Consider the following 24,427-nt stretch of genomic DNA (forward strand, 5'->3'; position numbering starts at 1 on the left):
CAGAGACGGACATGCTGAGCAAAGGCCGCAGGCGGCGCCGGCGTATAGCCCCGATCCTTGCGCCTTCGTTCGACATGCTTCGCCGTCGATGGAAGAACGCAACGAGGCTCGATGGATTTGAGTGTGTGCTTCGAACGCAGCGCGGTCTGCGACTTAGTCACGAGCCTTGAAGCTTGGCTTCAAACCACAAAGACGCGTCAAAGCTTCTTCTTCAATTCATAGAGCGCGGCGAGCGCTTCGCGCGGCGTCATCTGGTCTGGATCAATCTCTTGAAGCGCGTCGCGCAATGCGTCCTTCGGCGCCGACGCCTCAGCGAGGCGTGCGAAGAGCGGCAGATCGTCGATCAAGGTCTCGACCGGCGCGCGTCGATCGGCCGCTTCCAACTCTGCGAGGATCGCATGCGCACGCGCGACGACGCTCGCCGGCAATCCCGCGAGCTGCGCGACATGCACGCCATAGGAGCGGTCGGCCGCGCCTTTGATCACCTCATGCAGAAACACCACATCGCCGGCGTGATCGGTCACCTTCATCGTCAGATTGACGAGGCGCGGCAGCCGCTTCGCAAGCTGCGTCAATTCATGGAAATGCGTGGCGAAGATCGCGCGCGAGCGATTCACTTCGTGCAGATGTTCGATCGTCGCCCAGGCGATAGAAAGTCCGTCGAATGTCGCCGTGCCACGACCGATTTCATCGAGAATGACGAGCGAACGCGGGCTCGCGCAGTTCAGGATCGCCGCAGTTTCGACCATCTCGACCATGAAGGTCGAGCGACCACGGGCGAGATCGTCAGAGGCGCCGACACGCGAGAACAGCCTGTCGATGACGCCGATGCGCGCGGACTGCGCGGGAACGTAGGAGCCCGTCTGCGCCAGGAGCGCGATGAGCGCGTTCTGACGCAGATAGGTCGACTTGCCGGCCATGTTCGGCCCGGTGACGACAGCGATTCGGCCGCCCTCCGTTCCGCAAAGATCACAGTCATTCGCGGCGAATGCCTTGCCGTGCGACTGCAGCGAAGCTTCAACGACGGGATGGCGTCCGCCGACAATCTCAAAATGCAGCGAGGCGTCGATCAGCGGGCGCGTCCAGCCGCGCTTCTCTGCAACTTCGGCGAGCGCGCCGTAGAGATCGAGCCGCGCGAACGCCTCGGCGAGACGCTGCAGGTCGTCGGCGCGCGCGCAAACGTCTGCGACCAGCGCGTCGAAGATCGCCAATTCGCGCGCCAGAGCGCGATCGGCGGCCGAAGCGATCTTCGCTTCGAGTTCGACGAGTTCGCGCGTCGAGAAACGCATCGCGTCGGCCATGGTCTGGCGATGCGTGAAGGTCGCGTCGAAAGGCGGCCGCAGCAGCTTTTCGCCGTTCGCCAGCGAAACTTCGAGAAAAAAGCCGAGAAAATTATTGTGCTTAATCCTGAGCTTCGTCTCGGTGAGTTCGGCATATCGCCCCTGCAGCTCGGCGATCACCTTGCGGCTTGCGTCGCGTAACCGTCTCGCTTCGTCCAGCTCGGAGTCGCGTCCTTCGCGAATGAAATCGCCGTTGCGCCTGTCGAGCGGCAGGCTATCTTTCAAGGCTGCGGCGATTTCGCCGGCCAGCGCGATGTCGGCTTGAGAAAGCGTTTGGGCCTCCGCAGCGATCTCCATTGGGGGATCGAGCTGCGCGAAAAGACCCGCGATGTCCCGCGCAGCGTCCAGCGCGACGCCGACGCTAGCAAGATCGCGCGGGCCGCCGCGCTCCAACGAAAGACGCGACAAGGCGCGAGAAAGATCCGGCGCGCGCGCGAGCTTCGCGCGAAGCGCGGCGCGCAGATCCGGCATTTCGAAAAAGCAGGCGACGGCGTCGAGACGCGCCGCGATCAATCGCGCGTCAGTCAAGGGCGCCGCGATCCGCTCGGCCAAGAGCCTGGCGCCGCCAGGCGTGACGGTGAGGTCGACGACCGAAAGCAGCGAGCCCTCGCGCGCGCCGGACAGCGTGCGCGTCAGTTCGAGATTGGCGCGCGTCGCCGCGTCGATTTCAAGTGCCGTCAGCGCGCGCAGACTTGTTGGGCGCGAAAGCGCCGGGCGCTGTCCCTTTTGCGTGCGCTCGACATAGAGAATGGCCGTCGCGGCGGCGGCGAGCTCACAGTCGCTGAAGGCGCCAAAACCTTCGAGCGTCGCCACAGTGTAGAACGCCATGAGGCGTCGCGCCGCGTCGGCGCCGTCGCCGATGTCGCGGCCGATCGGCGCGATGGGCGCGCCGGCGCCTTCGAAGAGCGTCGAAAGCGATGGGTCTCGGCACAGCGCGTCGACGGCGATGATTTCGCGAGGCTCCAGACGCGCGATCTCGGCGCCGAGCGCATTCTCTTCGCGCTCACAGACCGTAAAGGCGCCCGTCGAAATATCGACGCTTGCCAGGCCGTATCGCCAGCGCCCGTCCTCCCCGCGCAAGCGCGCCATCGCCAAGAAGGCGTTGTGCCTCGTGGGATCAAGCAGCGCGTCTTCGGTGATCGTGCCGGGCGTGACAAGCCGTACGACGTCGCGCCGCACCACCGATTTCGCCCCGCGCTTTTTGGCTTCCGCCGGGTCTTCGATCTGCTCGCAGACGGCGACGCGATGTCCGAGCGCAATGAGCTTTTGCAGATAGTCGTTGGCGCGCTCGACCGGCACGCCGCACATCGGAATGTCTTCGCCAAGATGCTTGCCACGCTTTGTCAACATGATGCCGAGCGCGCGCGACGCTGTCTGCGCGTCTTCAAAAAACAGTTCGTAGAAATCGCCCATGCGATAGAAGAGCAGGCAATCGGCGTTCGCCGCCTTGATCTCGATATATTGCGCGATCATCGGGGTCACGCGCGTCTGCGCCTCGATATTGAGATTTTGAGCAGGAACGGGCGCTGCGTGTTTCATCCAGCCAGTGTAACGGCGTCGCGGCGCAAGCGCCACGCGCGGCATGCGCTTGCATGTGGACGACGCGTCCGCCCGGGCCTAGATTCGGCTCTTGTTTGTCTGATTGGGATTGGGGACGTCGATGATCGCCGCCATCTATCGCCCTATTGTGCTTGCCGCCGCCGCCGCTTGGCTTTCTTCGGCCGCTTTCGCCGCGCAGCGCGTCGCGCCAGAATCGCCAATCCCGTGGCAGGTCGACAAACACCCCTTTGCGGCGAAAAGGGCGAATGAAGCGTTCAGCGGCTTTGCCTGCGGAACGAGCGGCATATGTGTGCTCGCCGTCGATGAAGGCCGCCAGGGCGCCTTCATGCGCATCAACGGCGAGCGGCTGGTCTATGTCGGGGAGCCCTTCGAATTCGATGGCGTGGAGAAGGAGCTCGACGCCGAATCTGCCGCCGTCGACGGCGGCTATTTTTACGTGGCCGGATCTCACGCCGCAAAGCGCCAAACATGCTGCGACAATTCTGACAGCCGACGTGTCTACCGGCTGACGACCGACGAGAACGGCCATATCGGAACGATGGCGCACAGCGAGCGCTTATGGGACGCGATGCGCGGCCTTCCCGAACTTGCGTCCTATGCCGTTCCCGGCGACTGCCGCTGCGACAAGGCGCCGGGTCGCAACCGCATCGACATCGAGGGCATGGCGGCGGCGAATGGGCGGCTGCTTTTCGCCTTGCGCGCGCCGAATGTGGAAGGAAACGGTTACATCGTCAGCGTCGATGCAAGGGCTCTTTTCGAGGGGGGCGATCTTAGACCCTCTCTCGCAACGGTTCCTTTAGGCGCCAACAAGGGCTTTCGAGATCTCGCAATCGCGGACGGCGTGGCGCTCGCTCTTGTTGGGCCCAGCGACGCCGAATCGTCAGCGGACTATTCGATCGTCGAGTTGCGCGGACTGACGACTGGCGTGGCGGTGCAGCCAAAAGAACTCGCAACGCTCGACCTGCAGAATGCTCCGCTAGGGAAGAAAGGCGCACCTATCAAGCCGGAAGCCCTTGCCCTGCTCGAATTGAACCCGAGACGCTATCGCCTGCTCGTGCTCTCGGATGGAGGCGAAGACGGCGCGCCGCTGGTCTTCAACATTCCCCGCAGGCCATAAGAGAAAGCCCCGGACGCACGCGCCTCCGGGGCTTTCTCATCGCATCGGATTAGCGCCACAGCGCCAGCAGGATGATGATCGGTATCGGAATCCCGAGCATCCACAGCAAGACAGACCGGAACATTTCATACCTCCACTTAGAAGCGAGAGAACGCCGCGACGCCGACGTTTTCATCGCGATGGCGTCCGCCAAGCGTCGCGCCGTACCACGCCGCCACCGCGCCGATGAGCATCGTCGCTGCAGAAAGGAAGGCGAGCAGGATGCCGGTCTTGCGCGCAGTCTCGGCCGTCTCCTTCGCCTTCGCCTGATCTTCACGCAGGCGTTCGGCGCTCAGATCCACGCGCCTTTCCGCTTCCTGCGGGGCGAGGCCGGAGCGAGAAGCGAGAACATTGACGAGATAGGCGCGATCTTCTCCGGAGATTTCGCCTGTCGCCAAGCCGCGCTCGACGATGCGTTTAACGATCGCGCGCGGATATTCGGCCGGCATCGTCACGCCCCGTGCGCTCACGTCGCCATCGCCGCGCATCAGAAAATCGACCCGCTCTTCGACCGGCGTAACCGTGGGCGCAAGCGCTGACGTCTCGGTTCTCGCGCCTTCTGCAGACGCCGCCGCGGAAACGCCAGTCTTTGCGAGCTGGAAGATTGAAGCGCCCGCGATCAGCGCGAACACCACGATCGCCGCGGCCCAGAGCACCAGACCATGGACGCCGTCGCGCACTTCCACCTCTTCTGGCGTAACGTCTCCGGCGCGCCGGCGCAGCCGTCCCGTGACGTAGCCGCCGACCGCAAAGCTCGAAACGGTGATCCAGAGCACCCAGAGCGTCAATGCGATCAGATGCACGATCAAGGACGCGCCGCCATAAGGCGACGTCATCGACAGGCCGATCGCCGAACCGAACGCCCCCATGATGAAGGAAATTGCTCCGGCGATCGTTGCGCCGGCGATGATGGCCGCCCAATCGGTGTTGGTCGACCGGCCAGACATGTCTTCGGCGGCCGCCACGGCGGCGGCTTCGCCGCGCGACGGCCTGACGTTGAGCCCCGTTTGCACGTAGTCAGTCATCTGCCGTCTCCTCAGCGCAGGCCAAGAAATGATAAAATCGCCAGGACGACGACGATGAGTCCGACGAGATAAATGATGCCATTCATTTTGAAACCTCCGCTTCGACCGCTGCTGCCCGGAATCCTGACCTAAGCCGCCGCTGGACAGCCGCGCATGCCCTAAACCGCTGACGCTTCGTCATTGTTCCGTGACGCTTTGCGCGGCCGCCCTGATCGGCAAACGCTTGTGGACGCAGCCACGCTCCGGTTATGGTCGGCGTGTTGCGTCGCAACAGCAAAGGGGCGGAGATGGCCGACGACATGGCGGGTAATCGGGCGGAAGGGGAACAGCGCGCGACGATATCGGACAAGGAGGCGCTGCTGTTTCATTCGCGCGGCCGGCCCGGCAAGCTCGCCGTCATCGCCTCGAAGCCGATGGCGACTCAGCGCGACCTGTCGCTCGCCTATTCGCCGGGCGTCGCCGCGCCGGTGCTCGCCATCGCCAAGGATCCTTCAGCGGCGTTCGATTACACGACCCGCGGCAACATGGTCGCCGTCATCACCAACGGCACCGCGATCCTCGGGCTCGGCGATCTCGGCGCGCTGGCGGCGAAGCCAGTGATGGAAGGCAAGGCCGCGCTGTTCAAGCGGTTCGCCGACATTGATTCCATTGATCTCGAGATCGATACGAAGGAGGTCGACGCATTCGTCAACGCCGTGCGGTATCTCGGCCCCTCATTCGGCGGCATCAATCTCGAAGACATCAAGGCGCCGGAGTGTTTCGTCATCGAGGAGCGGCTACGCGACCTCATGGACATTCCGGTGTTTCATGACGATCAGCACGGCACGGCGATCATCTCCGCCGCCGGCATGCTCAACGCGCTGCTGCTGACAGGCCGCGACATCGGATCGGCGAAACTCGTCTGCAACGGCGCCGGCGCCGCCGGCATCGCCTGTCTCGATCTCGCCAAAGCCATGGGTTTCGATCCGCGCAATGTCATCCTGTGCGACACCAAGGGCGTCGTCTATCGCGGCCGCCAGGAGGGGATGAACCAGTGGAAGAGCGCGCACGCCGTCGACACCACAGCGCGAACGCTCGCCGAGGCGCTGGAAGGCGCCGACATCTTCTACGGCCTCTCCGTCAAGGGCGCCCTGACGCCGAACATGCTTCGCGGCATGGCGGACAATCCGATCGTCTTCGCCATGGCCAATCCCGACCCGGAGATCACGCCGGAAGAAGCGCGCGCCACGCGCGCCGACGTGATCATCGCCACCGGGCGTTCGGACTATCCCAACCAGATCAATAACGTCCTCGGCTTTCCCTATATTTTCCGGGGCGCGCTCGACGTGCGCGCCAAGACGATCAACATGGAGATGAAGATCGCTGCGACGAAGGCGCTCGCCGATCTCGCGCGCGAGGACGTGCCGGACGAAGTCGCCAACGCCTACCGTGGCGCCCGGCCGCGTTTCGGCCGTGACTATATTATCCCGGCGCCGTTCGACCCGCGCCTCATCTCCATCATTCCGCCCGCCGTGGCGCTGGCGGCGATGGACAGCGGCGTCGCGCGCCGCCCCATCGTCGACATGAAGGCCTATCGCGCCGAGCTATCGGCGCGTCGCGATCCGATCGCCGGGCTGATGCAGACCATTCACGAACGCGTGCGGCGTGATCCCAAGCGCGTCGTCTTCGCCGAGGGCGAAGAGGAGCAGGTGATCCGCGCCGCGCTCGCTTTCGTCAACCAGGGCTTTGGACGCGCCGTGCTTGTCGGCCGGGAGGATCGCGTCAAGGAGGCGGCGGAAAACGCCGGCCTTGAACTTCCCGCGGAGATCGAAATCCACAACGCCAAACTCTCGAACCGTAACGCGGTCTATGCGCAGTTCCTGTTCGAGCGCCTGCAGCGCAAGGGCTTTCTGATGCGCGACTGCCAACGGCTGATCAATCAGGACCGCAATCATTTCGCCGCAGCGATGGTGGCGCAGGGCGACGCCGACGCCATGGTGACAGGCGTGACGCGCAATTTCTCCCACGCGCTTGAAGACGTGCGCCGCGTCATCGACCACAAGCCCGGCCACCGCGTCATCGGCGCGTCGATCATTCTCGCCAACGGCCGCGTCGTCGTCGTCGCCGATACGGCGATCACCGAAATGCCCGACGCCCACGAGCTGGCCGAAATCGCCATCGAGGCGGCCGGCGTCGCGCGCCGCATCGGACTCGAGCCACGGGTCGCCATGCTGGCGTTTTCGACATTCGGCTATCCGCCGGGCGAGCGCACGGCGCGCGTGCACCAGGCGGTCAACGTTCTCGACCAACGGCGCGTCGATTTCGAATATGAGGGCGAGATGGGCGCGGACATTGCGCTCAACAAGGATCTCATGAGCGCCTATCCGTTTTCGCGACTCACCGATACGGCGAACGTCCTTGTCATGCCAGCGTTTCATTCGGCGGCTATTTCGACAAAAATGTTACAGGAACTGGGCGGCGCGACCGTCATGGGTCCGCTGATCGTCGGACTCGACAAACCGGTTCAAATCGTCCAACTCGGCGCGACGGACACGGAGATCGTCAATATGGCGGCGCTCGCCGCCTTCGGCGTCGGCGGATGACCCACCCCCTTGATGGGTAGAGTCGCGCCGTAGGCGCGGGGTGGGGTGAACCGCGCGTCCCGCACCCTGCTCACCCCCACCCGCGCGGCTTCCCCGCGCGACCTCCCTTGGGAGGCGATCGCACATGAAGCAAGAGACTGACGCTGATGAACATTACGATGATTGGCTCTGGTTATGTAGGTCTGGTCTCGGGGGCCTGTTTCGCCGACTTCGGCCATAACGTCATTTGCGTCGACGCCGACGCGACCAAGATCGAGCGCCTGAAGCGCGGCGAGATTCCGATCTTTGAGCCCGGCCTCGACGAACTCGTCGCCAATAACGTCGAACAGAACCGCCTTTCCTTCACCACCGAACTCGAACCGGCGGTCAAAGGCGCCGACGCGGTGTTCATCGCGGTCGGCACGCCATCGCGGCGCGGCGACGGTCATGCGGATTTGTCCTTCGTCTACGCCGCCGCACAGACCGTCGCCAAGGCGCTCGAGGGATTCACGGTCATCGTCAACAAATCGACCGTCCCCGTCGGCACCGGCGACGAAGTCGAGCGCATCATGCGCGAAGTCAATCCGGACGCCGATTTCACCGTCGTCTCCAATCCTGAATTCTTGCGCGAAGGCGCGGCGATCGAGGATTTCAAACGCCCCGACCGCGTCGTCATCGGCGTCGAAGATCCGCGCGCGCGAGAAGTGATGGAGGAAATCTATCGTCCGCTGTCGCTCAACGCGCCGCCGCTGGTCTTCGTCGGGCGGCGCACGTCGGAGCTCACCAAATACGCGGCCAACGCTTTTCTGGCGACGAAGATCACCTTCATCAACGAGATCGCCGATCTGTGCGAAAAGGTCGGCGCCGACGTGCAGGAGGTCGCGCGCGGCATCGGCCTCGACAAGCGCATCGGCGGGAAATTCCTGCATGCCGGGCCAGGCTATGGCGGCTCCTGCTTTCCCAAGGATACGCTGGCGCTGATCAAAACCGGACAGGACGAAGGCGCGGCGCTGCGCATCGTCGAAACGGTGGTCGCCGTCAATGACGCGCGCAAGCGGGCGATGGCGCGCAAGGTGATCAACGCGCTCGGCGGCTCGGTACGCGGCAAGAAGATCGCGCTCCTGGGACTGGCCTTCAAGCCCAACACCGACGACATGCGCGACGCGCCTTCGCTCGCCATCGTCGCTTCACTCGCCGGCGACGGGGCGCAGGTGCATGCTTATGACCCCGAGAGCATGGCGCAGGCGCGTCCGCTGATGCCGGAGGTCACCTTCCACGACAACGCCTATTCGGCGCTGGAAGGCGCCGACGCGCTCGCCATCGTCACCGAATGGGACGCTTTTCGCGCGCTTGATCTCGATCGGGTCAGGAGCCTCTTGAAGCAGCCGATCATCGTCGATCTGCGCAACGTCTATCGCCCCGGCGACGTGCGCAAGCGCGGCTTCACCTATGTGAGCGTCGGACGGACGTGAGAAGAATCACGCGGAGATTTGCGAAATGACGGACGACGAAAGAGCCATTCGCGAATTGGTCGATGCGTGGATGGTCTCCAGCAAAGCGGGCGACCTGACAGCGTTGATCGATCTGATGACGGATGACGTGATTTTTTTGACGCCGGGGGGAAAGCCATTCGGCAAGGAGGCCTTCGTCGCCGCGTCGAAAAACATGAAGAACGTCGCGATCGAGGCACGCAGCGAAATCCAGGAGCTCTGCATTTTTGGCGACTGGGCCTATATGCGCAGTTACATCGAGATGACGGCGACGCCTAGAGACGGAGGCGCGCCTTTGCATCGGACCGGAAATACGTTGACGATTCTACGCAAGGAAGCCGATGGGCGATGGCGGCTGGCCAGAGACGCAAATCTTTTGGCTGCGGAAAAATCCTGAGCCGAAAAGATTTGCAACAGTCGTTTCGCGCAGCTACTGCGCCGCGAGTTGATTTCGGGATAGCTGCACGTCCCGTCGCGCCTTTTCTCGACATGCGACGGCGGGTCGAGAAAGGGCCTCGCGTCGCAAGACGTTAAGGAGAGACACCCCGCCCATATCTCCATCGACTGCCGCGCCAACCTCCAACCATTGTGCGGCGGCGCACAGCGTGCGGCGCGCGCCTAAGCGAGTTTGCATCGCCCTGCTCGCGATGTGGCCAGGCGCATTTTTTTCATGGAGGTTTATATGGCTAAGCAAGTTGCCCCAAAAGACGCGCGCGTCGGAAGCTACCATCCGCGAGTCGTCGTCAAATTCCGCGATCGCATAGAACTGCCCTACGACGCCACGGTGGAGAAGGAAATCGAGCGGCGGTTTCATGGCGCGTGGACGCGCCTTGCCGAGCAGTTCAAGGGCATTTCCATGGTCCCTCTCTTCGCTTCGAAGAAAGCGGACGAGATTCGCGACCTGATGGCGCGCGCCGAAGTCAGCGATCCGAGCTATCACGCCCCGGATTTCCTCGGCTATTTCGTGCTCAATGTTCCGGACGACACGGCGCCGGAGACCGTCGCGAGGATCGTTTCGCAGTGGCCGTCCGTCGAAAAAGCCTATGTCGAACCAAAGCCCGTCGAGCCGCCGCTGGTCAACGCCGCCGACGATCCGCGCAGCATGAATCAGGGTTATCTCGATGCCGCGCCAGACGGCATTGACGCGGAATACGCATGGCTTTTCGCCGGCGGCGACGGCGCCAATCAGGCGCTGGTCGATCTCGAATGGGGCTGGACGCTCAATCACGAAGATCTCACGGCGCATAACATCTCGATCATTTCCGGGCTGAACAATTCCTTCTTCTTCCACGGCAGCGGCGTGCTCGGAGAAATCTGCGCGGTCGACAATATGGTGGGCTGCGTCGGCGTCACGCCGAAGCTCGGCTCCGTGCGCGTCGTCGGTCAGTGGCTTTCGGGCGGCGGCTACAGCACATCTCAGCCCATCCTCGACGCCGTCGCGGTCATGAATTTCGGCGACGTGCTTCTGCTCGAGGCGCAGACGAGCTTCGCCGGCTACGTCAAAGTGCCGGTGGAGATCGAGCCCGCGGTGTTCGACGTCATTCGGCTGGCGACGGCGCTGGGCGTCGTCGTCGTCGAAGCCGGCGGCAATGGCGGCGTCGATCTCGATACGGTCAGTGTGAGCGGAGAACTCGTCTTCAATCGCGCCAGCGCCGACTTCAAAGATTCCGGCGCCATCATCGTCGGCGCAGGATCGTCGACCGCGCCGCATACGCGCCTTGGCTTCTCCTGCTTCGGCAGCCGCATCGACTGCTATGGCTGGGGAGAGAACGTCGATACGCTTTCTTCCGACAACTCTAACGTCGCGACAAACCTCTATACGACCGGGTTCAACGGCACGTCGAGCGCGTCGCCCATCGTGACGGGCGCGGCGCTCGCCGTACAGGGTCTGGCGCAAGCCGCTCTGGGCCATCGCTTCGCCCCGTGGCAGTTGCGCCAGATATTGAGTCATCCCGCCAATGGCACGCCATCGCAGACTCCTGCGGTCGACCGCATCGGCGTCATGCCCAATCTGCGCGCGATCATCGACGGCGACGTGCTCAGTCTGGCGCCCGACGTCTATCTGCGCGATTTCGTCGGCGATAGCGGCGACGCCCATATGGGCGCGATCTCGGCGAGCCCCGACGTCATCCTGCGTCAGAACGCCGTCGCCGATCCGCAAGCCGCCTTCGGCCAAGGCAGCGGCGTCGAGAACAGCGCCGCGCTCGGCTATGAGGCGGAGGCGGGCCAGGACAATTTCGTCTATGTCCGCATGCGCAATCGCGGCGGCTCGGCGGCGAACAACGTCGAGGCGACAGTCTTTTGGGCGCCGCCCTCGACGCTGCTGACGCCCGACCAATGGAATCCGCTGGGATCGACCACTCTGCCGTCCGTTCCGACCGGCGATCAGCTCACGGTTTCGGATGCGATCCAGTGGCAGGCCGCCGACATTCCGGCGCCCGGACATTATTGCTTCGTGGCGCTGATCGGCGCGACGGGCGATCCGGCGCCGGCCCCCGCGGATTTCCTCGACTGGGATAATTTCCGCAGCTTCATCCGCAACAACAACAATGTGACCTGGCGTAACTTCAACGTCGTGAACAATACGCCGCCGGCGGGCGCCCAGCCTCCGGGCTTCGTGGCAATGCCCTTCCTTATGGCCGGCGCGCCGGACAAGGCCCGCCGCATGCGGCTGGAGATCGCCAGCCGTCTGCCAGCCAAGGCGGAAGCGATGCTCGAGATGCCTTTGGAGTGGGCTGAACTCGTGAAGATCGCCGCGCGGCCCGTCAAAGGCGCCGACCGCGAGCGGCGGGGCGTCGTCGCCATCAAGTCGGCGGGACGCACGGCGTTCGCCGACGTCGTCTTCCCGGCGAAAGCGCGAATTGCGATGCGACTCCTCGTGAAAATTCCCGAGGACATGCGCAAGCAGGAGTTCGAGATCTACGCGCGGCAGATGTATGGCGATGAGGAAGTCGGCCGCGTGACCTGGCGTCTCGCGCCGCCGCGCAAGCCGCAATAACAAGCGGCGTCCTCACAAAGAACAAAGCGCCGGCCATGGGCCGGCGCTTTTTTGCGTTTGTGAACGACGCCTACTGCGCCGCGAGTTTGATCTCGGGATAGCTGCACTTCCCGTCGCTCTTCTCCTCGACATGGAGATGCGACGGCGGCTCGACGAAGGGAATGCCGAGCGTGTGCCAGACGTCGACGAGCGACTCGACGAGGTTCGCGATATGCGCCGACGTGTGGCAGGGCGTCGGCGTGACGCGCAGCCGCTCGCTTCCCTTGGCCACCGTCGGGTAGTTGATCGGCTGGATGTAGATCGAGTGGCGATCGAGCAGCATGTCGCTCGCAGCCTTGCAGAGCTCGGCGTCGCGCACCATCACCGGCACGATATGCGAGCCGTTTTCCAATACAGGCAGGCCGGCGGCGGCGAGGGCGTGTTTGGTGATATGCGAGGCGCGCTGATGCGCCGCGCGCAAATCCGGCCGGCGTTTGAGCAGGCGCACCGCGGCGCAGGCGGCGGCCGCGACGGCCGGCGGCAGCGCCGTCGTGAAGATGAAGGAGGCCGCGTAGGACCGGATCGCGTCAATGATGACGGCGTCGCCGGCGATATAGCCGCCCATCGTGCCGAAGCCCTTGGCGAGCGTGCCCTCGATCACATGGACGCGCCCCATCACGCCTTCGCGTTCGCAGATCCCGCCGCCGCGCGCGCCATACATGCCGACCGCATGCACTTCATCGACATAGGTCATCGCGCCATAGCGCTCCGCCAGCGCGACGATGTCGGCGACGGGCGCGATATTGCCGTTCATCGAATAGAGGCTTTCGAAGACGACCAGCTTGGGCCGATCGCCCGCTTCGATTAGCAGCTCTTCGAGATGCGCAAGATCGTTATGCCGGAAGATCTTCTTCTCGGCGCGCGAGCGCTTCACGCCTTCGATCATCGAATTATGATTCGAGGCGTCCGATAGAATGACGCAGTTGGGCAGAAGGTCGGCGATCGTCGAAATCGCCGCGAGATTGGAAATCCAGCCGGAGGTGAAGACGAGCGCGGCTTCCTTGCCGTGCAGATCGGCGAGCTCGCGCTCAAGCTCGACAATGGCGTGACTGGTGCCGGAAATGTTGCGGGTGCCGCCGGAGCCGGCGCCGACCCTGCCAGCCGTGTCGACCATCGCGGCGATCACGTCGGGGTGCTGACCCATGCCGAGATAGTCGTTGGAGCACCATATGGTCACGGGCTCGACCGAGCCGTCGTCGCGATGCCAATTGGCGAGTGGAAAAGCTTCGACGTCGCGCTCCAGATGCGCAAAGACGCGGTAGCGGCGCTCGTCCTTTAGACGGGAGACGGCGGCCTCGAAGTAACGCCGATAGACCATGCTCCAACCCTTTGATTTTTCTCTTTGCCCCCGAAACCGACGACAAGGCCCCCGTCCTGCCCGCCGTCTAGTTTGGACGTTTTCTTACATAGCCGATCCGCGCCTGAAAGGCGAGTGGCCGAATGACGCGCCCGCGCCTCTTTTCTTGCGCAACGCCGGGCCACCGCCAATGAAAACAATGGCGCCACGCATTGTCGGCGCCGCCCGGCGGCGTCAAAGCAGCGCCTTGCCTGGCTCCGCCGTCACCGAGGCTTTTTCGTCAGAAGCGTTTATGGGATGACCATCCGGCCTCGCGTGAGGTAACGAAGAGACGGGGGTGCGCGTGACGGCGATGAAGCTCTATACGAAAAAAGGCGACAGAGGCCAGACGAGTCTCTTCTCAGGCCGGCGGGCGGCGAAGTTCGATCCACGCGTGGCGGCGGTCGGCGATCTCGACGAATTGACGGCGAGCCTGGGTCTGGCGCGCGTCGTCTTCCCCGAGGCGAACGATCTTTTGAGCGGCGCGCAAAAGGCGCTCTACACAATCAGCGCCATCGTCAGCGCCGAAGCGCGGAAGATCGATCTTGCCTTCGACGACGCCGAGACCGCGGCGCTCGAAGCCGAGATCGATCGCGCGACCGACGCTCTGCCGCCGTTGCGCGATTTCATCTATCCGGGAGAGGCCGAGGCGAGCGCGCGTCTCCATATGGCGCGCGCCATCGCCCGGCGGGCCGAGCGCAGCGTCGCCGCGCTCGAAGAACCGCCGGCGCCCGAGAGCGCCCTCGCCTATCTCAATCGCCTGAGCGATTTATTGTTCGCGCTGGCGCGGCTCGCGGACCTGCACAGCGGACACGCGGATCGAATGCTCGGCGGGTGAGGTTTTGGGCGGCGGGTTAGCGCCGTGAGCCGACGTTGACCTGCGCGCATATGCCGGACATTCGCGGCGGTCTTGCCGTGGCCGCTATCGAACGGCAGGCCAACGGGAGCTCCCGACCGATTCCGGTCGGTCCGCTATGCCGGCAGCATGACCACCTTCGTCTTGACCGGCGTCCGGGAGTAGAGGTCGATCATGTCCTGACTGAGGAGGCCGGTGCAGCCGCTCGTGATGCCCTGCCCGATCGTCTCGGGGTCGCTGGTGCTATAGATCGTGTAGACCGTGTAGACGCCGTTCTTGTAAAGATACAGCACGCGGGCGCCGAGCGGATTTTCCAGACCTCCCGGCATGCCGCCGGCATATTTGCGCGCCTCCGGCTGGCGCGCGATCATTTCCTTGGGTGGCGTCCAGGTGGGCCATTCGGCCTTGCGCCCGATATAAACTTCACCGCTCCACAGGAACCCGGGGCGGCTGACATTGGCGCCATAGCGGGTGGCCATTCCGTCGCCTTCGATGCGGTAAAGGTGGAACTTGCCGGGATCGATGATGATCGTGCCGGGCGCTTCCTTGGAGGCGTAGCGCACTTTCTGGCGAAAATATTTCGGATCGACCTTGCTGATATCGACCGCGGGGATCGCGAATTTGTCGTTGGGAACCGGCCCGTAAAGCTTCGCCGCCTCGGCGCGCATCATGTCGTCGGACGACACGCAACCGGCGAGCCCGGCCGCGCCGAGACCGACGGCGGAGCCGACCAGAAACGACCGGCGGTTGAGACGCCCCGACGCAAGCCCAAGTCGAGCTTCCTCGTTTGTTTCGCCGGCGTCGGCTATCCCATCGTCCTTAATCATGATTTTGGAGTTCCCATGTCCAGTTGCCGACCAAAGAATACTCCGGCCCGAACCCGCTGAACGTCTTTGCTGAGCCGAGACCTTGCCATCACTTGCTTTTCGGAAAGTAAAGAACGTCGGCTTTGACCGGAAATTCCGGTCATTCTGTGGCGGCGAGACTACAAATCAGCGCCATCGTCAGCGCGAAAGCGCGGCAGCTCGATCTTGCCTCTGACGACGCCGAGACCGCGGCGCTCGAAGCGGTCGCCCGCGCCCGAGAGCGCGCTCGCCATCTCAATCGCCTAAGCGATTTATTGTTCGCGCTGACGCGACTTGCCGATCAGCAAAGCGGACATGCGCGGCCCAGCGATGCCCCATCATCCATGGATGATCGGAAGCGCCTGAGGCTGGATCAGGATCAAGAGGCCGTAGACGAAGATGATAATGCCCATGGCCTGCGCCACGGCGGGACCCCACGGCAAGGTCTTCTCGGCGAAAACGATCACCGTCACGCTCGCAAGCGCGGCGACGTTCATCATGCCAAGAGGAAACATGATCGCGCAAAGCAGCCAGCAGCAGCCAAGGCACCAGGCGCCGTGATGCGCGCCCATCTGCAGGGCGCCGAGCGTCCCCTCGCGCCAGGAGGTCATAATGAAGCCGATCGGCGTGCGGCACTTGGTCAGGCAGAGCTCTTTCAACGGCGTGAGCTGGTAGAGCCCGGCGGCGATGAGGATCAACCCGCCGACGCGCCCTTGCGTCGGCGCCGAAAGATCCAGACGCGCGGCGGCAGCCTCCGCGGCGAGCGCGCCAATATAAGCGAGGAGGCCAGACGCCATCCAGACGAGCAGATAGCCGGCGAGGAAGGCCCATGTTCCGACGAAGGCCTGTCCCCGTTTGCGGCGCGCGGCCTGCGTCTTGTGGAAAGTGAGCGCCATCGGCGCCACCGTCGGAAACATCATCGCAATCGTCATCGCCAGCCAGACGGCGATGAAGAGCGGCGCGCCGAGGCCCATGGACGGCGAGGCCATGCTGCTATGGGCGTCATGACGTGCCCCTTGCCAGATCAGAAGCGCCCACGCCGCGACCGACAAGGCGATCAGCAAGGCAAGGATCGCGTTACGCTGAAGCGCGATCAGGTCCACGCGCGTCTGTTCGATGCGGGGGGCGCCATCCGTCAATTCGACCACTCGATCGGCGCGTAATGCCCGTTCCGGCCCGAATTATTCCAGTCCATGCCGTGGTCGCTGAAATGATTTCCCGTGCGGCCGACGCCGAAAGCGATTTTCTCCGGCGCGAGCGGATGCCCGGTCATGCCCCAGATTTCGCCGCTCGGATGCATGCTCGCGAGCGGATCGACGGCGACGGCGAGAATGCCCGGGATTTCGACGAAGCGTGATTTTCCCTCGATCGTGTAATGGATCGATGTCTTCCTGACGCCGAGATGCGTTCCGACCAAAGGCGCGAAAGCCGCCATCGGTCCGCCTTCGTCGCCGCCGAAAATTGCGCCCAGAGCGGCTGTCTGTTCGTCGGTTGCACGCTCGTCGATATAGACGGCGAGCGTCCAGTCGCCCTCCGCCATTGGGCCTGGCGCATGCGCTGCGAGCGCCACATTCAGCCCATCCAGCGCCACGTCGCCATAATGGCCTTTGTCGATGTGGAACGCCAAAATGTTGTCGCAGCACCCTTGTGTCGGAGTCGCCATCATGGCCTTGGTCGAGACTAGGCAGGGACAGACGATGTCGCAATTGCAGTTCTCGAGATAGTCGCCGACAAAGCGCCACTTCGTTCGCGTCGCCATTTTCTGCTTTCTCCCCGGCGGTAATTTGCGGACCTAGAAAGGCTCCTTGAAGGGCCGAAGGTCCATTTCGTGAGTCCAGGCGCTGCGCTTCTGACAGTGCAGCGCCCAATAGGCGTCGGCGATGTCGTCGACGGCAAGGACGCCGTCCGCGCCTTTGGAGCGCGCGTAGTCGGCGAAATTCGTCGCCGCATATTCGCCCGCGATCACGCCGTCGACGACGATATGGGCGACATGAACGCCCTTCGGACCGAACTCGCGCGCAAGGCCTTGGGCGACGGCGCGCAAGGCGGCTTTGGCGGCGGCGAAGGCAAGAAAGGGCGGACGCGCGCGCAAGGACGCCGTTGCGCCGGTGAACAGGATCGTGCCTTGTCCGCGCTGGGAGAAGCGCCGGGCCGCCTCCCGCCCGACGACGAAGCCGCCGAGAGCGTTTTGTCGCCACAGGCGCTCGAAGAGTTCGGGCGTCGTGTCCTGAGTGGAAGCGGCGACATTGCTCCCAACATTGTAGGCGACCAGCGCGAGGTCGCCGTCGCGGTCTGCTTCGTCGAAGAGGGCGGCGACATCGGCTTCGCTCGTGGCGTCTGCGACTTTGATCGCGACCGCGCCGCCCGCGGCGGCAATCTGCTCGGCGACGATTCGCAGCCGCTCCGGCGTGCGGCCCGCGACCATGACGCGGAGCCCTTCGCGCGCGAAACGCCGCGCCAACGCGGCGCCGAGGCCCGACTCGGCGCCAACGCCAGTCACGAGCGCCACCCCCCTATTCGCCATCGCCGGTTCTGTCATGGCGCGTCAATTCTCTTCGGCCGCGCTCGCGTCATGCGCGCCCAAAGAGAAGAATGAAGTTGTTCGCCGGCATGTCCATAATTTTCTTAAGCGCGATATTATGTGCGTTGGCGGCGCGTTCGAGATCACGCACGTCCTTAAGGCCCCATTCGGCAATCTTGGGCGCGAGGATCTCCTGATCGAAAGCGGCGTTTGACTCGGTCGTATAACTGCCGTCAACCTTGAAGGGTCCGTAGATCGCGACAAAGCCATTCTTGGTCAACACGCGGTCGGCGACTTGAGCGATGCCGTCGCAGATCGAGACCGGCGCGACCTGGAAGAGGTTCACCACGAAAATGCCGTCGTAGAGCCGATCGCTGGCGCTGGGCCAGGTCTGTGGTTCAGTCAGATCGATTTTGATGGGATCGAAGATATTCTTGCCGCCTGCTTCGTCGCGCTTCTTCTTGATCGAATCGAACACTTCGACGTCATAGTCGGAAGGCTGAAACGACAGATTTGGGAAATGCGGCGCGAAATAGTTGATGTGGTTGCCAGCGCCGCTCGCAAGTTCCAGCACATTGCCGCTGTTCGGAAAGATCACTCTGAACATGTTGAGAATCGGATCACGGTTTCGATTCCCGGCCCACGCAACATAGGGGCTGAGCGGATGCGGATCGATCGGCGGACGGTCCGCAGGCACATTGATGGACATGGCGGTCCTCCTCGGCTTTCCTCGACGCTTGCGCCGCTCGCCCAACGGCGCGGAAGCGTCGAACGCTTCGCGGCCTTCATTTTTGGATCTTGTTCCGGCCCAAGCCGTCGGAAGCTTTATCGATTGTCGCCGACGCGGTAAAATTCGAAAATCTTATGAACTCATTCGGGGAACTAAACCCCTAGACGAGCTGCCGTCGACGAGTTCGGAACAGCAGTCTCAATTCGCAGGAGGCAGCGACAGGATGGTCAACCTCAAGTCTTTCGACCTCAATCTGTTGCTGGCGTTGAAGGCGCTTCTCGAAGAGAAGAACGTGTCGCGCGCCGCAGAAAAGTTATGCCTGAGCCAGCCCGCCATGAGCCATATTTTGCGCAGGCTGCGCGACCAGCTCGACGATCCGATACTGGTGAAGTCCGCATCGGGTTTGGTCCCTACGGCGCGCGCGCTTGCGTTGCTGGAGCCAACGGCGGCCGTGCTTCGGGAGATCGAAAGGATTGTCGAACCCCCGCCAGAATTTGATCCCGCGACCAGTCGCCGGCGTTTCGTGATCTCCACAAGCGACTATGTCGGGTTCGCCCTGTTGCCGACGCTTGCCGAGTCGATGATCCGCATCGCCCCACATGTTGAGGTGCATATTCGGCAGCCGATAACCGGGCCGCCCCACATCGTGCTCGAGAAAGACAATATCGATCTGGCGATCGGCTTCGACGCAATCTTCGGCGGCGCGCCGCATGTCTGTTCGCAGATGTTGATGGGCGAGAGCATCGTTTGCCTCACAAGAAAATCGAACGCGCAAGTCCCGGGCGATCACATCAGTCTGGCGCAATTTCTGGAATGCAAGCATGTGCTGATCAGCTGGCGGGAAGCAGGGACGGGCCTGATCGACGACAGTCTCGCAAAGCTGGGGCTACGTAGAAACGTCTTTCTTGTTCTGCCGAACTTCTTGACGACGCCCTGGATTCTCGAGAAGACCGACCTCATGCTCTGTCTGCCACAAAGGATGGCCGAGCAGTTCGTACAGCTGGCTCCACTCAAAATCCTGCAGATCCCGATCGACCTGCCGCGCTACGCGTTGATGATGCTTTGGCATCCGCGCCACGAAAAAGATCACGCGCATATGTGGCTGCGGGAACGCGTGCGGATGGCCTGCCGCCGCGACAGCGGCAACGATGCGAACGTCGGCGCTGGCGCCTAGGCGCAGGATCGACACGCCGCAGGAACACGGCCCGACAAAGATCCGCGTCGGGCCGCGGGCCTGTCAATCGACTGAGAATCTCTTGTTCGCGCTGGCGCGTTCGACCGCAGTGCGCGCTTGAGCAAATCGCCGTGGCTTATCGAACCCCTAGCATCGCTGCGGGAGCGACCCGAAAAGTGAGCCGCAGGGCAGTTCCCATGGGACTCGGCGTGATCTCCAAGGCTCCGTCGAGGTGCGCCGCAATATCATGCATGAGCGTAAGGCCCTTTCCTGAAATTTTGGTCGACTGGGACAATGTTTTTAAAGGAAAGGGCGCTCCGTTGTTTTCAACGACAAGCTCGACCTCGCCCCGAAAACACCGGACGCGCGTTTCGATCCTGCCCTTCTCGAGACCGACGAGGGCGTATTTGAGAGCATTTACCGTCGCTTCGACGACCACAAGCCCGACGCTTTTTGCGCGCGCGCAGTCAATTTCGAAATCCCCGTCTATGGTCACGATGCTCTCATAACGACTGTCAAAGGCCGAATGCAGAGTTTCGGCGAGAAGCCTAACGAAAGAGCCGAGGCTGCAAATCTCGTGCTCATTCGTATCGAGCGCGCCGTGGAGCGCCGCGGTCGCGCAGATGCGCGAAACGCAGATGTCGCATTGTACCGGATGGCCACACTGTCTCCGCTGCGCGGCAAAGAGAGCCGATAAGACCTGCAATTCGTTTCTGATCCGATGGCAAATCTCTTCGTAGCGCTGCTGCGACGCGGCCAGCTGCGCTCTCAGCGAGGCTATTTCCCGCCTCAATTCCGGCGATCCGTCTGATGCTACATTCAAAACGATTATGCCTCAATCCTGTAAGTTGTTCTAGTATCAAGCATATTTATCTTGGCTGTTTTATGTTCAGATATTTTTCGAAGCAAACTCAGACGTGTGGGTCGCGTTGTGGAGAGGGTCAGAAGCGACGCGCACGCGCTGGCGACGATTCCCTGTTCGGCGAAAAGAACAAGGCCATCGCGAGTTAGTCCTTGTTCTTTCCTTCTTCCCGGATCTCACCGGTCAGCGACTCAACCAAAGCCGCATTAAACATCCGCTGAGGGTCGCGAGCACCTTCGTCCATGGCTCCTTCGCGCCTAGATCGGGCGCGAAGCGAACGTCTTCGCGGCATCGCGATACGCAACTGCGGCGGCCGCCTTCAACATCAACAGCGCCGCAAAGGCGCCGAGATTGATGAGAAAGATCCGCGTCACGACCGGCGCGGTGAAATGATCGACGCCGGGTCCTGTCGCCGCCGTGACCGCCAGAATCAGGCTCTCATAGACGACGAAGGCCGCAAGGAAAGCGGCGAGTCCTCCAGCAAACCCATGAAAGCGGCGCGCGATCAGTCCGGCGCTTTCACAGGAGAGCAGAGCGATGACGCCGAGCGCGCCGCCCCAGAATAGCGTAATGGCGTCCGTCGAATAATGCAGGAACAGAAAGCCGACCGCCTGATTGGCGAACCAGACTGCGCCCGTCAGCAGCAGGGCCTCGCGACGCGCCGTTGTAAGCGCGGCGACGGCGGCGAAACCCGCGAGCGGCAAGGCGCAAGCCCAACCGAAGCTCAGAATAATGCTCGCGGCGATGAAGGTCGCGAACCAAAAAGCGCGGCGGTTTGTCGTCGGAAGAGTGGAAAGCGTCAGCGACATGAGGTTCTCCTTTCAAGTGAACATTGGGGAAGTGAATTCATAAGCGCGGCGCGTCAGCCGCCGCGCAACCGCCCTGCTGAACGATCGATGGGATCGGGTTCGTGCAGGCCAAACCAGCGCGCACGCAATTTGTCCCACAGCGCGAGGCGCGACCAATCCGGTTCCTTCAGGACTTTGTCCGTCTCCGCGTCGAGGAAGGGATTGGGCAGCAGCACGGTGATCTGCTGTTCGCCGGCGCCGTTGAACAGCTGCAGTCCCCACGACATCGGCACGCAGCTCATGTTTCGCCGGCGATAGAGTTCGGCGCGCGACGTGCGCCTGAGTTTTGCAAGTTCGGGCGACGTCGGCCGCGCGCGCGATCCCTTGTTCTCGCCGATGCAGACGTGAAAATGCGTGACGCCGAAGGCGACCGTGAGATAGCCGTCGAGCAGCCTGATGCGCGTCGGCGCGCGGTCGGCGTGGATCTCCCACGCCGCGCCTTGAATGATCGGCCCGAAGACGATCTCGCGCCAGTGATGTTCGAAAAGGTCACGAATGAGCTCTTCGAGACTCGCCGGATCTGTCGGCAGCGAGAAGACATCGAGCGCCGCGCCATCAGGCTCGACGATGCGTCTTGGCGTTATACTTGGCGTCACGTCCGCGTTGGTTTCCATATCGATCTCCCTGCCATTCATTCGTCACCAGGCGTATTTCACGCCGCCATAAAAGGCGCGCGCCGTCGTGGAATAGTTGTAGACCTCCTCGTAGAGCGCATTGCCGACATTCTCGATGCGCCCATGCAGCGTCAGCTGGTCGGTCAGCCTGTAATTCGCGAAGAGATCGAGCCGCACATAGGGCGCGAGCATCACGCGTTTGTTGAAGATGAAATCCACGTCATGCGCGGAGCCGACGATATTGGCGCGCGCCTCGAGTTCGAGACCCGGCGCGCCCGTATAAATGACCGACCACATGCCCTTGTGACGCGGACGGCGCAGCAGCGTGCGTCCAGCGTAGATGCTGTTCTCGTCGTCATCGAGATTTCGCGCGGCGAGAAACGTGTAGCTTCCGCGCAACAGCAGAGCGCCGGGCACGAGACTGGCTTCACCCGAAAATTCGACGCCGCGCGTATCCGCTCGTCCGACGTTGAAATAGCAGCCGAAGATTTGCGTCGACGCGCAACTCTCAGCCTTGCCGAACTGCACGAGATTCGCATAGCGATTGGCAAAGACGGAGACGGAGGCCGTGGCGCGCCCGCCAAAAAAGCTCTGATCTATGCCGGCGTCGAAGCCGAGCACGCGTTCGGGCGCGAGCGCCGGATCGCCATATTCGGAAAACCTCTGAAAGAGCGAAGCGGTCTTGGCGCCGGTGGCGGCGGAGCCGCGCAGCCGCATGCCGATCTCATCGATGCGGAAATTCGCCATCGTCCGCCAGGTGAGAAACGTTTGGTTCTTGCTCACCGCATCGGCGCGGCCCCCGTAGGAAATATCGAGGCGGTCGAAGAGCGTGAATTGATGCTGCGCATAGCCCGACCATGTCGTCTGGACGGCGTGCGTCGGCGCGTAATCATCGACGATCCAGGCTTCGCGCGAATTCTGCGCCGTCTCGGTTTCGACGCGCGAGCCAAGCGTCGCGAGACCAAAGGCGCCAAGCGCGATATCGCTTTGATATTCGACGCCCCTGCGCCCGCCGAGATAGCCAAAGCGGCAGTTTTGCGACAGGAAGCTCTGCATGTCGAAACAGGCTTCCGTCATCCAGGCGTCGCGATTGCCGCGGTTGGCGTAGAGCGTCAGCCGGTTGCGTAGACTCTTGTCGAACATATCGGCGCCGAGCCGCACATAGCCCTGCATGAATGTCGCATGCTGATGATTGAAAGAATCGAAAACGCTAAAAGGACTGAAGGCGTAGGGATTGTCGTAGCGAATGGCGCTGTCGTAGCCGGCAAGGCCCGCCTCGATCCGCGCATCTTCGGTGAATTCATAGCCGATGCGCCCGGTGACGCCGACATTGTTCGTCGGATCATTGGCGGGCAGCGGCGGCAGCGGCGTCGTCTGATCGCCGATCACGATGGGGCGCTGCTGACGATAGCCGTAGCGCGGAAAGCCATCGGCATGCAGGCCGGAGATCGACAGCGCGTAGGAGCCCTGCCCGTCGGCGCCGGAGATCGACGCGCGCGAGGACGACGTCCCATAGGCGCCGCCTTCCGACATGAGCCAGCCTTGCGGCGCGCCCTTTCCGCGACGCGTGATGATATTGATCACGCCGCCCATCGCGTCCGAGCCGTAAAGCGCCGATTGCGGACCGCGCAGCACTTCGATCCGCTCGATGTCGGTCGGAAGCAGCCGACCGAAGTCGACCGAACCGTCCGTGCTCGTCGGATCGCCAATGCGGATGCCGTCGATCAGCACCAACGTCTGACCTGGCGTCGAGCCCCGCAAAGCGACGGAGGTCTGCGCGCCGGGCCCGCCATTCGAATAGACGTCAAGTCCCGGAACGCCCCGCAGAACGTCGTTGAAGCCGAGCGATCCGCGCTTTTGAATGTCACGCGCATGAATGACGCTGACCGAAGCGCCAGTGCTCGATGCCGGCTGCTCAACGCGCGTCGGCGTGACGACGGTTTGGTCTTCGACGTCGGCGCCGGGTGAACCCGGCTGCGCCGGGCTTAAAGGGCCGACCTCGATGACCGGCAAGGAGTGCTGGGCGAAAGCGACGGAAGTGGAGAGCGATAAGGACAGCAGAAATGCGCCGCGCAAGGCGGGGCTCTGAATGTGGATATGCATGCGCGTAGACTCGCAGCGAGACGTGGGCCGTCACTGCGAAGGTCTTTGCCCACACGCCGACAAGGCGAGAGGCATCGGCCGCATCGGTGCACCCCGCCCGACGCTTTCGCGCGTGACCACGAAGCGACGGCAGGTCTCCTGGCTCGCGGGTTGTCGCCTCGGACCGCCTTCCCAGAGCCTTATGGCTCCAGTGGCTTAGTGGTCGTCGGCTCGCCGCTTACAGTTGCGGGGGCAGCCGCGGAATTGCGCACGAAGCAGCGCGCTCACCGCATTCCCATTTTGATCCCGTTAGGAACCGTCTGCTGCAAAATAGAATGCCGATCGCATCACGAGTCAAGAGCGTGGCCGTAGAAGATTGCTCCTCTCACT

The 24,427-nt window shown here is 63.0% G+C and carries 19 protein-coding genes and 1 riboswitch; of the genes, 7 read left to right on the forward strand and 12 right to left on the reverse strand.

What is annotated here, in order from left to right; genetic code table 11:
• Window positions 1–197: 197 nt before the first annotated feature.
• Entirely contained in the window at window positions 198–2,879 is a 2,682-nt protein-coding gene (mutS, locus tag IYW40_RS10935) for a DNA mismatch repair protein MutS (RefSeq protein WP_196400246.1), read from the reverse strand.
• A gap of 121 nt (window positions 2,880–3,000) precedes the next feature.
• On the opposite strand from mutS, the gene IYW40_RS10940 reads away from it, so the two are divergent.
• The gene (locus IYW40_RS10940) at window positions 3,001–4,017 is read left to right on the forward strand and encodes a DUF3616 domain-containing protein (RefSeq protein ID WP_196400245.1); all 1,017 of its coding nucleotides are present in this window, start codon (window positions 3,001–3,003) and stop codon (window positions 4,015–4,017) included.
• A gap of 137 nt (window positions 4,018–4,154) precedes the next feature.
• Here IYW40_RS10940 and IYW40_RS10945 read toward each other — a convergent pair whose 3' ends face one another.
• Window positions 4,155–5,081, reverse strand: a complete 927-nt coding sequence (locus tag IYW40_RS10945) for a hypothetical protein (protein ID WP_196400244.1) — start codon at window positions 5,079–5,081, stop codon at window positions 4,155–4,157.
• A 287-nt stretch (window positions 5,082–5,368) separates the two neighbouring features.
• Here IYW40_RS10945 and IYW40_RS10950 point away from each other — a divergent pair, with 287 nt between their 5' ends.
• The 4 genes from IYW40_RS10950 (at window position 5,369) to IYW40_RS10965 (ending at window position 12,130) form a co-directional block, all read left to right on the forward strand.
• On the forward strand, window positions 5,369–7,663 hold the full coding sequence (locus IYW40_RS10950) for an NADP-dependent malic enzyme (protein WP_196400243.1): 2,295 nt from the start codon (window positions 5,369–5,371) through the stop codon (window positions 7,661–7,663).
• Window positions 7,664–7,809: 146 nt separating this feature from the next.
• On the forward strand, window positions 7,810–9,114 hold the full coding sequence (locus tag IYW40_RS10955; protein WP_196400242.1) for a UDP-glucose/GDP-mannose dehydrogenase family protein: 1,305 nt from the start codon (window positions 7,810–7,812) through the stop codon (window positions 9,112–9,114).
• 25 nt (window positions 9,115–9,139) lie between these two features.
• On the forward strand, window positions 9,140–9,529 hold the full coding sequence (locus tag IYW40_RS10960; protein ID WP_196400241.1) for an SgcJ/EcaC family oxidoreductase: 390 nt from the start codon (window positions 9,140–9,142) through the stop codon (window positions 9,527–9,529).
• Between the two features lie 285 nt (window positions 9,530–9,814).
• On the forward strand, window positions 9,815–12,130 hold the full coding sequence (locus IYW40_RS10965; RefSeq protein ID WP_196400240.1) for a S8 family peptidase: 2,316 nt from the start codon (window positions 9,815–9,817) through the stop codon (window positions 12,128–12,130).
• Window positions 12,131–12,200: 70 nt separating this feature from the next.
• Here the strand turns inward: IYW40_RS10965 and hemA are convergent, their stop codons facing one another.
• Window positions 12,201–13,487 carry a 5-aminolevulinate synthase gene (hemA, locus tag IYW40_RS10970; protein WP_196400239.1) on the reverse strand — a complete coding sequence of 429 codons (1,287 nt, stop codon included), beginning with the start codon at window positions 13,485–13,487 and terminating at the stop codon, window positions 12,201–12,203.
• Between the two features lie 316 nt (window positions 13,488–13,803).
• Here hemA and IYW40_RS10975 point away from each other — a divergent pair, with 316 nt between their 5' ends.
• On the forward strand, window positions 13,804–14,343 hold the full coding sequence (locus tag IYW40_RS10975; protein WP_348644258.1) for a cob(I)yrinic acid a,c-diamide adenosyltransferase: 540 nt from the start codon (window positions 13,804–13,806) through the stop codon (window positions 14,341–14,343).
• A gap of 134 nt (window positions 14,344–14,477) precedes the next feature.
• On the opposite strand, the gene IYW40_RS10980 is transcribed toward IYW40_RS10975, so the two are convergent.
• The 5 genes from IYW40_RS10980 to IYW40_RS11000 all read right to left on the reverse strand — a co-directional run bounded on the left by IYW40_RS10980 (window position 14,478) and on the right by IYW40_RS11000 (window position 18,436).
• Window positions 14,478–15,188, reverse strand: a complete 711-nt coding sequence (locus IYW40_RS10980; RefSeq protein WP_175093758.1) for a L,D-transpeptidase — start codon at window positions 15,186–15,188, stop codon at window positions 14,478–14,480.
• 356 nt (window positions 15,189–15,544) lie between these two features.
• The gene (locus IYW40_RS10985; protein WP_348644257.1) at window positions 15,545–16,354 is read right to left on the reverse strand and encodes a DUF2182 domain-containing protein; all 810 of its coding nucleotides are present in this window, start codon (window positions 16,352–16,354) and stop codon (window positions 15,545–15,547) included.
• On the reverse strand, window positions 16,342–16,965 hold the full coding sequence (locus IYW40_RS10990) for a DUF1326 domain-containing protein (protein ID WP_196400238.1): 624 nt from the start codon (window positions 16,963–16,965) through the stop codon (window positions 16,342–16,344). The genes IYW40_RS10985 and IYW40_RS10990 overlap by 13 nt, the downstream gene beginning before the upstream one ends.
• 33 nt (window positions 16,966–16,998) lie before the next feature.
• A complete protein-coding gene (locus IYW40_RS10995) occupies window positions 16,999–17,745 on the reverse strand; it encodes an SDR family NAD(P)-dependent oxidoreductase (protein WP_196400237.1) in 747 nt (248 codons plus the stop codon).
• 31 nt (window positions 17,746–17,776) lie between these two features.
• Window positions 17,777–18,436, reverse strand: a complete 660-nt coding sequence (locus IYW40_RS11000; protein ID WP_196400236.1) for a DUF938 domain-containing protein — start codon at window positions 18,434–18,436, stop codon at window positions 17,777–17,779.
• Between the two features lie 244 nt (window positions 18,437–18,680).
• Here IYW40_RS11000 and IYW40_RS11005 point away from each other — a divergent pair, with 244 nt between their 5' ends.
• Window positions 18,681–19,631, forward strand: a complete 951-nt coding sequence (locus tag IYW40_RS11005; RefSeq protein ID WP_196400235.1) for a LysR family transcriptional regulator — start codon at window positions 18,681–18,683, stop codon at window positions 19,629–19,631.
• A gap of 136 nt (window positions 19,632–19,767) precedes the next feature.
• On the opposite strand, the gene IYW40_RS11010 is transcribed toward IYW40_RS11005, so the two are convergent.
• From IYW40_RS11010 to IYW40_RS11025, 4 genes are all read right to left on the reverse strand, one after another.
• Window positions 19,768–20,424 carry a sensor histidine kinase gene (locus tag IYW40_RS11010; RefSeq protein ID WP_196400234.1) on the reverse strand — a complete coding sequence of 219 codons (657 nt, stop codon included), beginning with the start codon at window positions 20,422–20,424 and terminating at the stop codon, window positions 19,768–19,770.
• A gap of 326 nt (window positions 20,425–20,750) precedes the next feature.
• Window positions 20,751–21,302 carry a hypothetical protein gene (locus IYW40_RS11015; protein WP_196400233.1) on the reverse strand — a complete coding sequence of 184 codons (552 nt, stop codon included), beginning with the start codon at window positions 21,300–21,302 and terminating at the stop codon, window positions 20,751–20,753.
• Between the two features lie 53 nt (window positions 21,303–21,355).
• The gene (locus IYW40_RS11020; RefSeq protein WP_246720723.1) at window positions 21,356–21,955 is read right to left on the reverse strand and encodes a hypothetical protein; all 600 of its coding nucleotides are present in this window, start codon (window positions 21,953–21,955) and stop codon (window positions 21,356–21,358) included.
• A 24-nt stretch (window positions 21,956–21,979) separates the two neighbouring features.
• Window positions 21,980–24,058 (reverse strand): TonB-dependent receptor, encoded by a 2,079-nt coding sequence (locus IYW40_RS11025; protein WP_196400231.1) that lies wholly within the window; start codon window positions 24,056–24,058, stop codon window positions 21,980–21,982.
• 110 nt (window positions 24,059–24,168) lie between these two features.
• Window positions 24,169–24,373: riboswitch (cobalamin riboswitch) on the reverse strand.
• Window positions 24,374–24,427 lie beyond the last annotated feature (54 nt).

This window comes from Methylocystis sp. H4A (assembly GCF_015709545.1).
Taxonomy (GTDB): Bacteria; Pseudomonadota; Alphaproteobacteria; order Rhizobiales; family Beijerinckiaceae; genus Methylocystis; species Methylocystis silviterrae.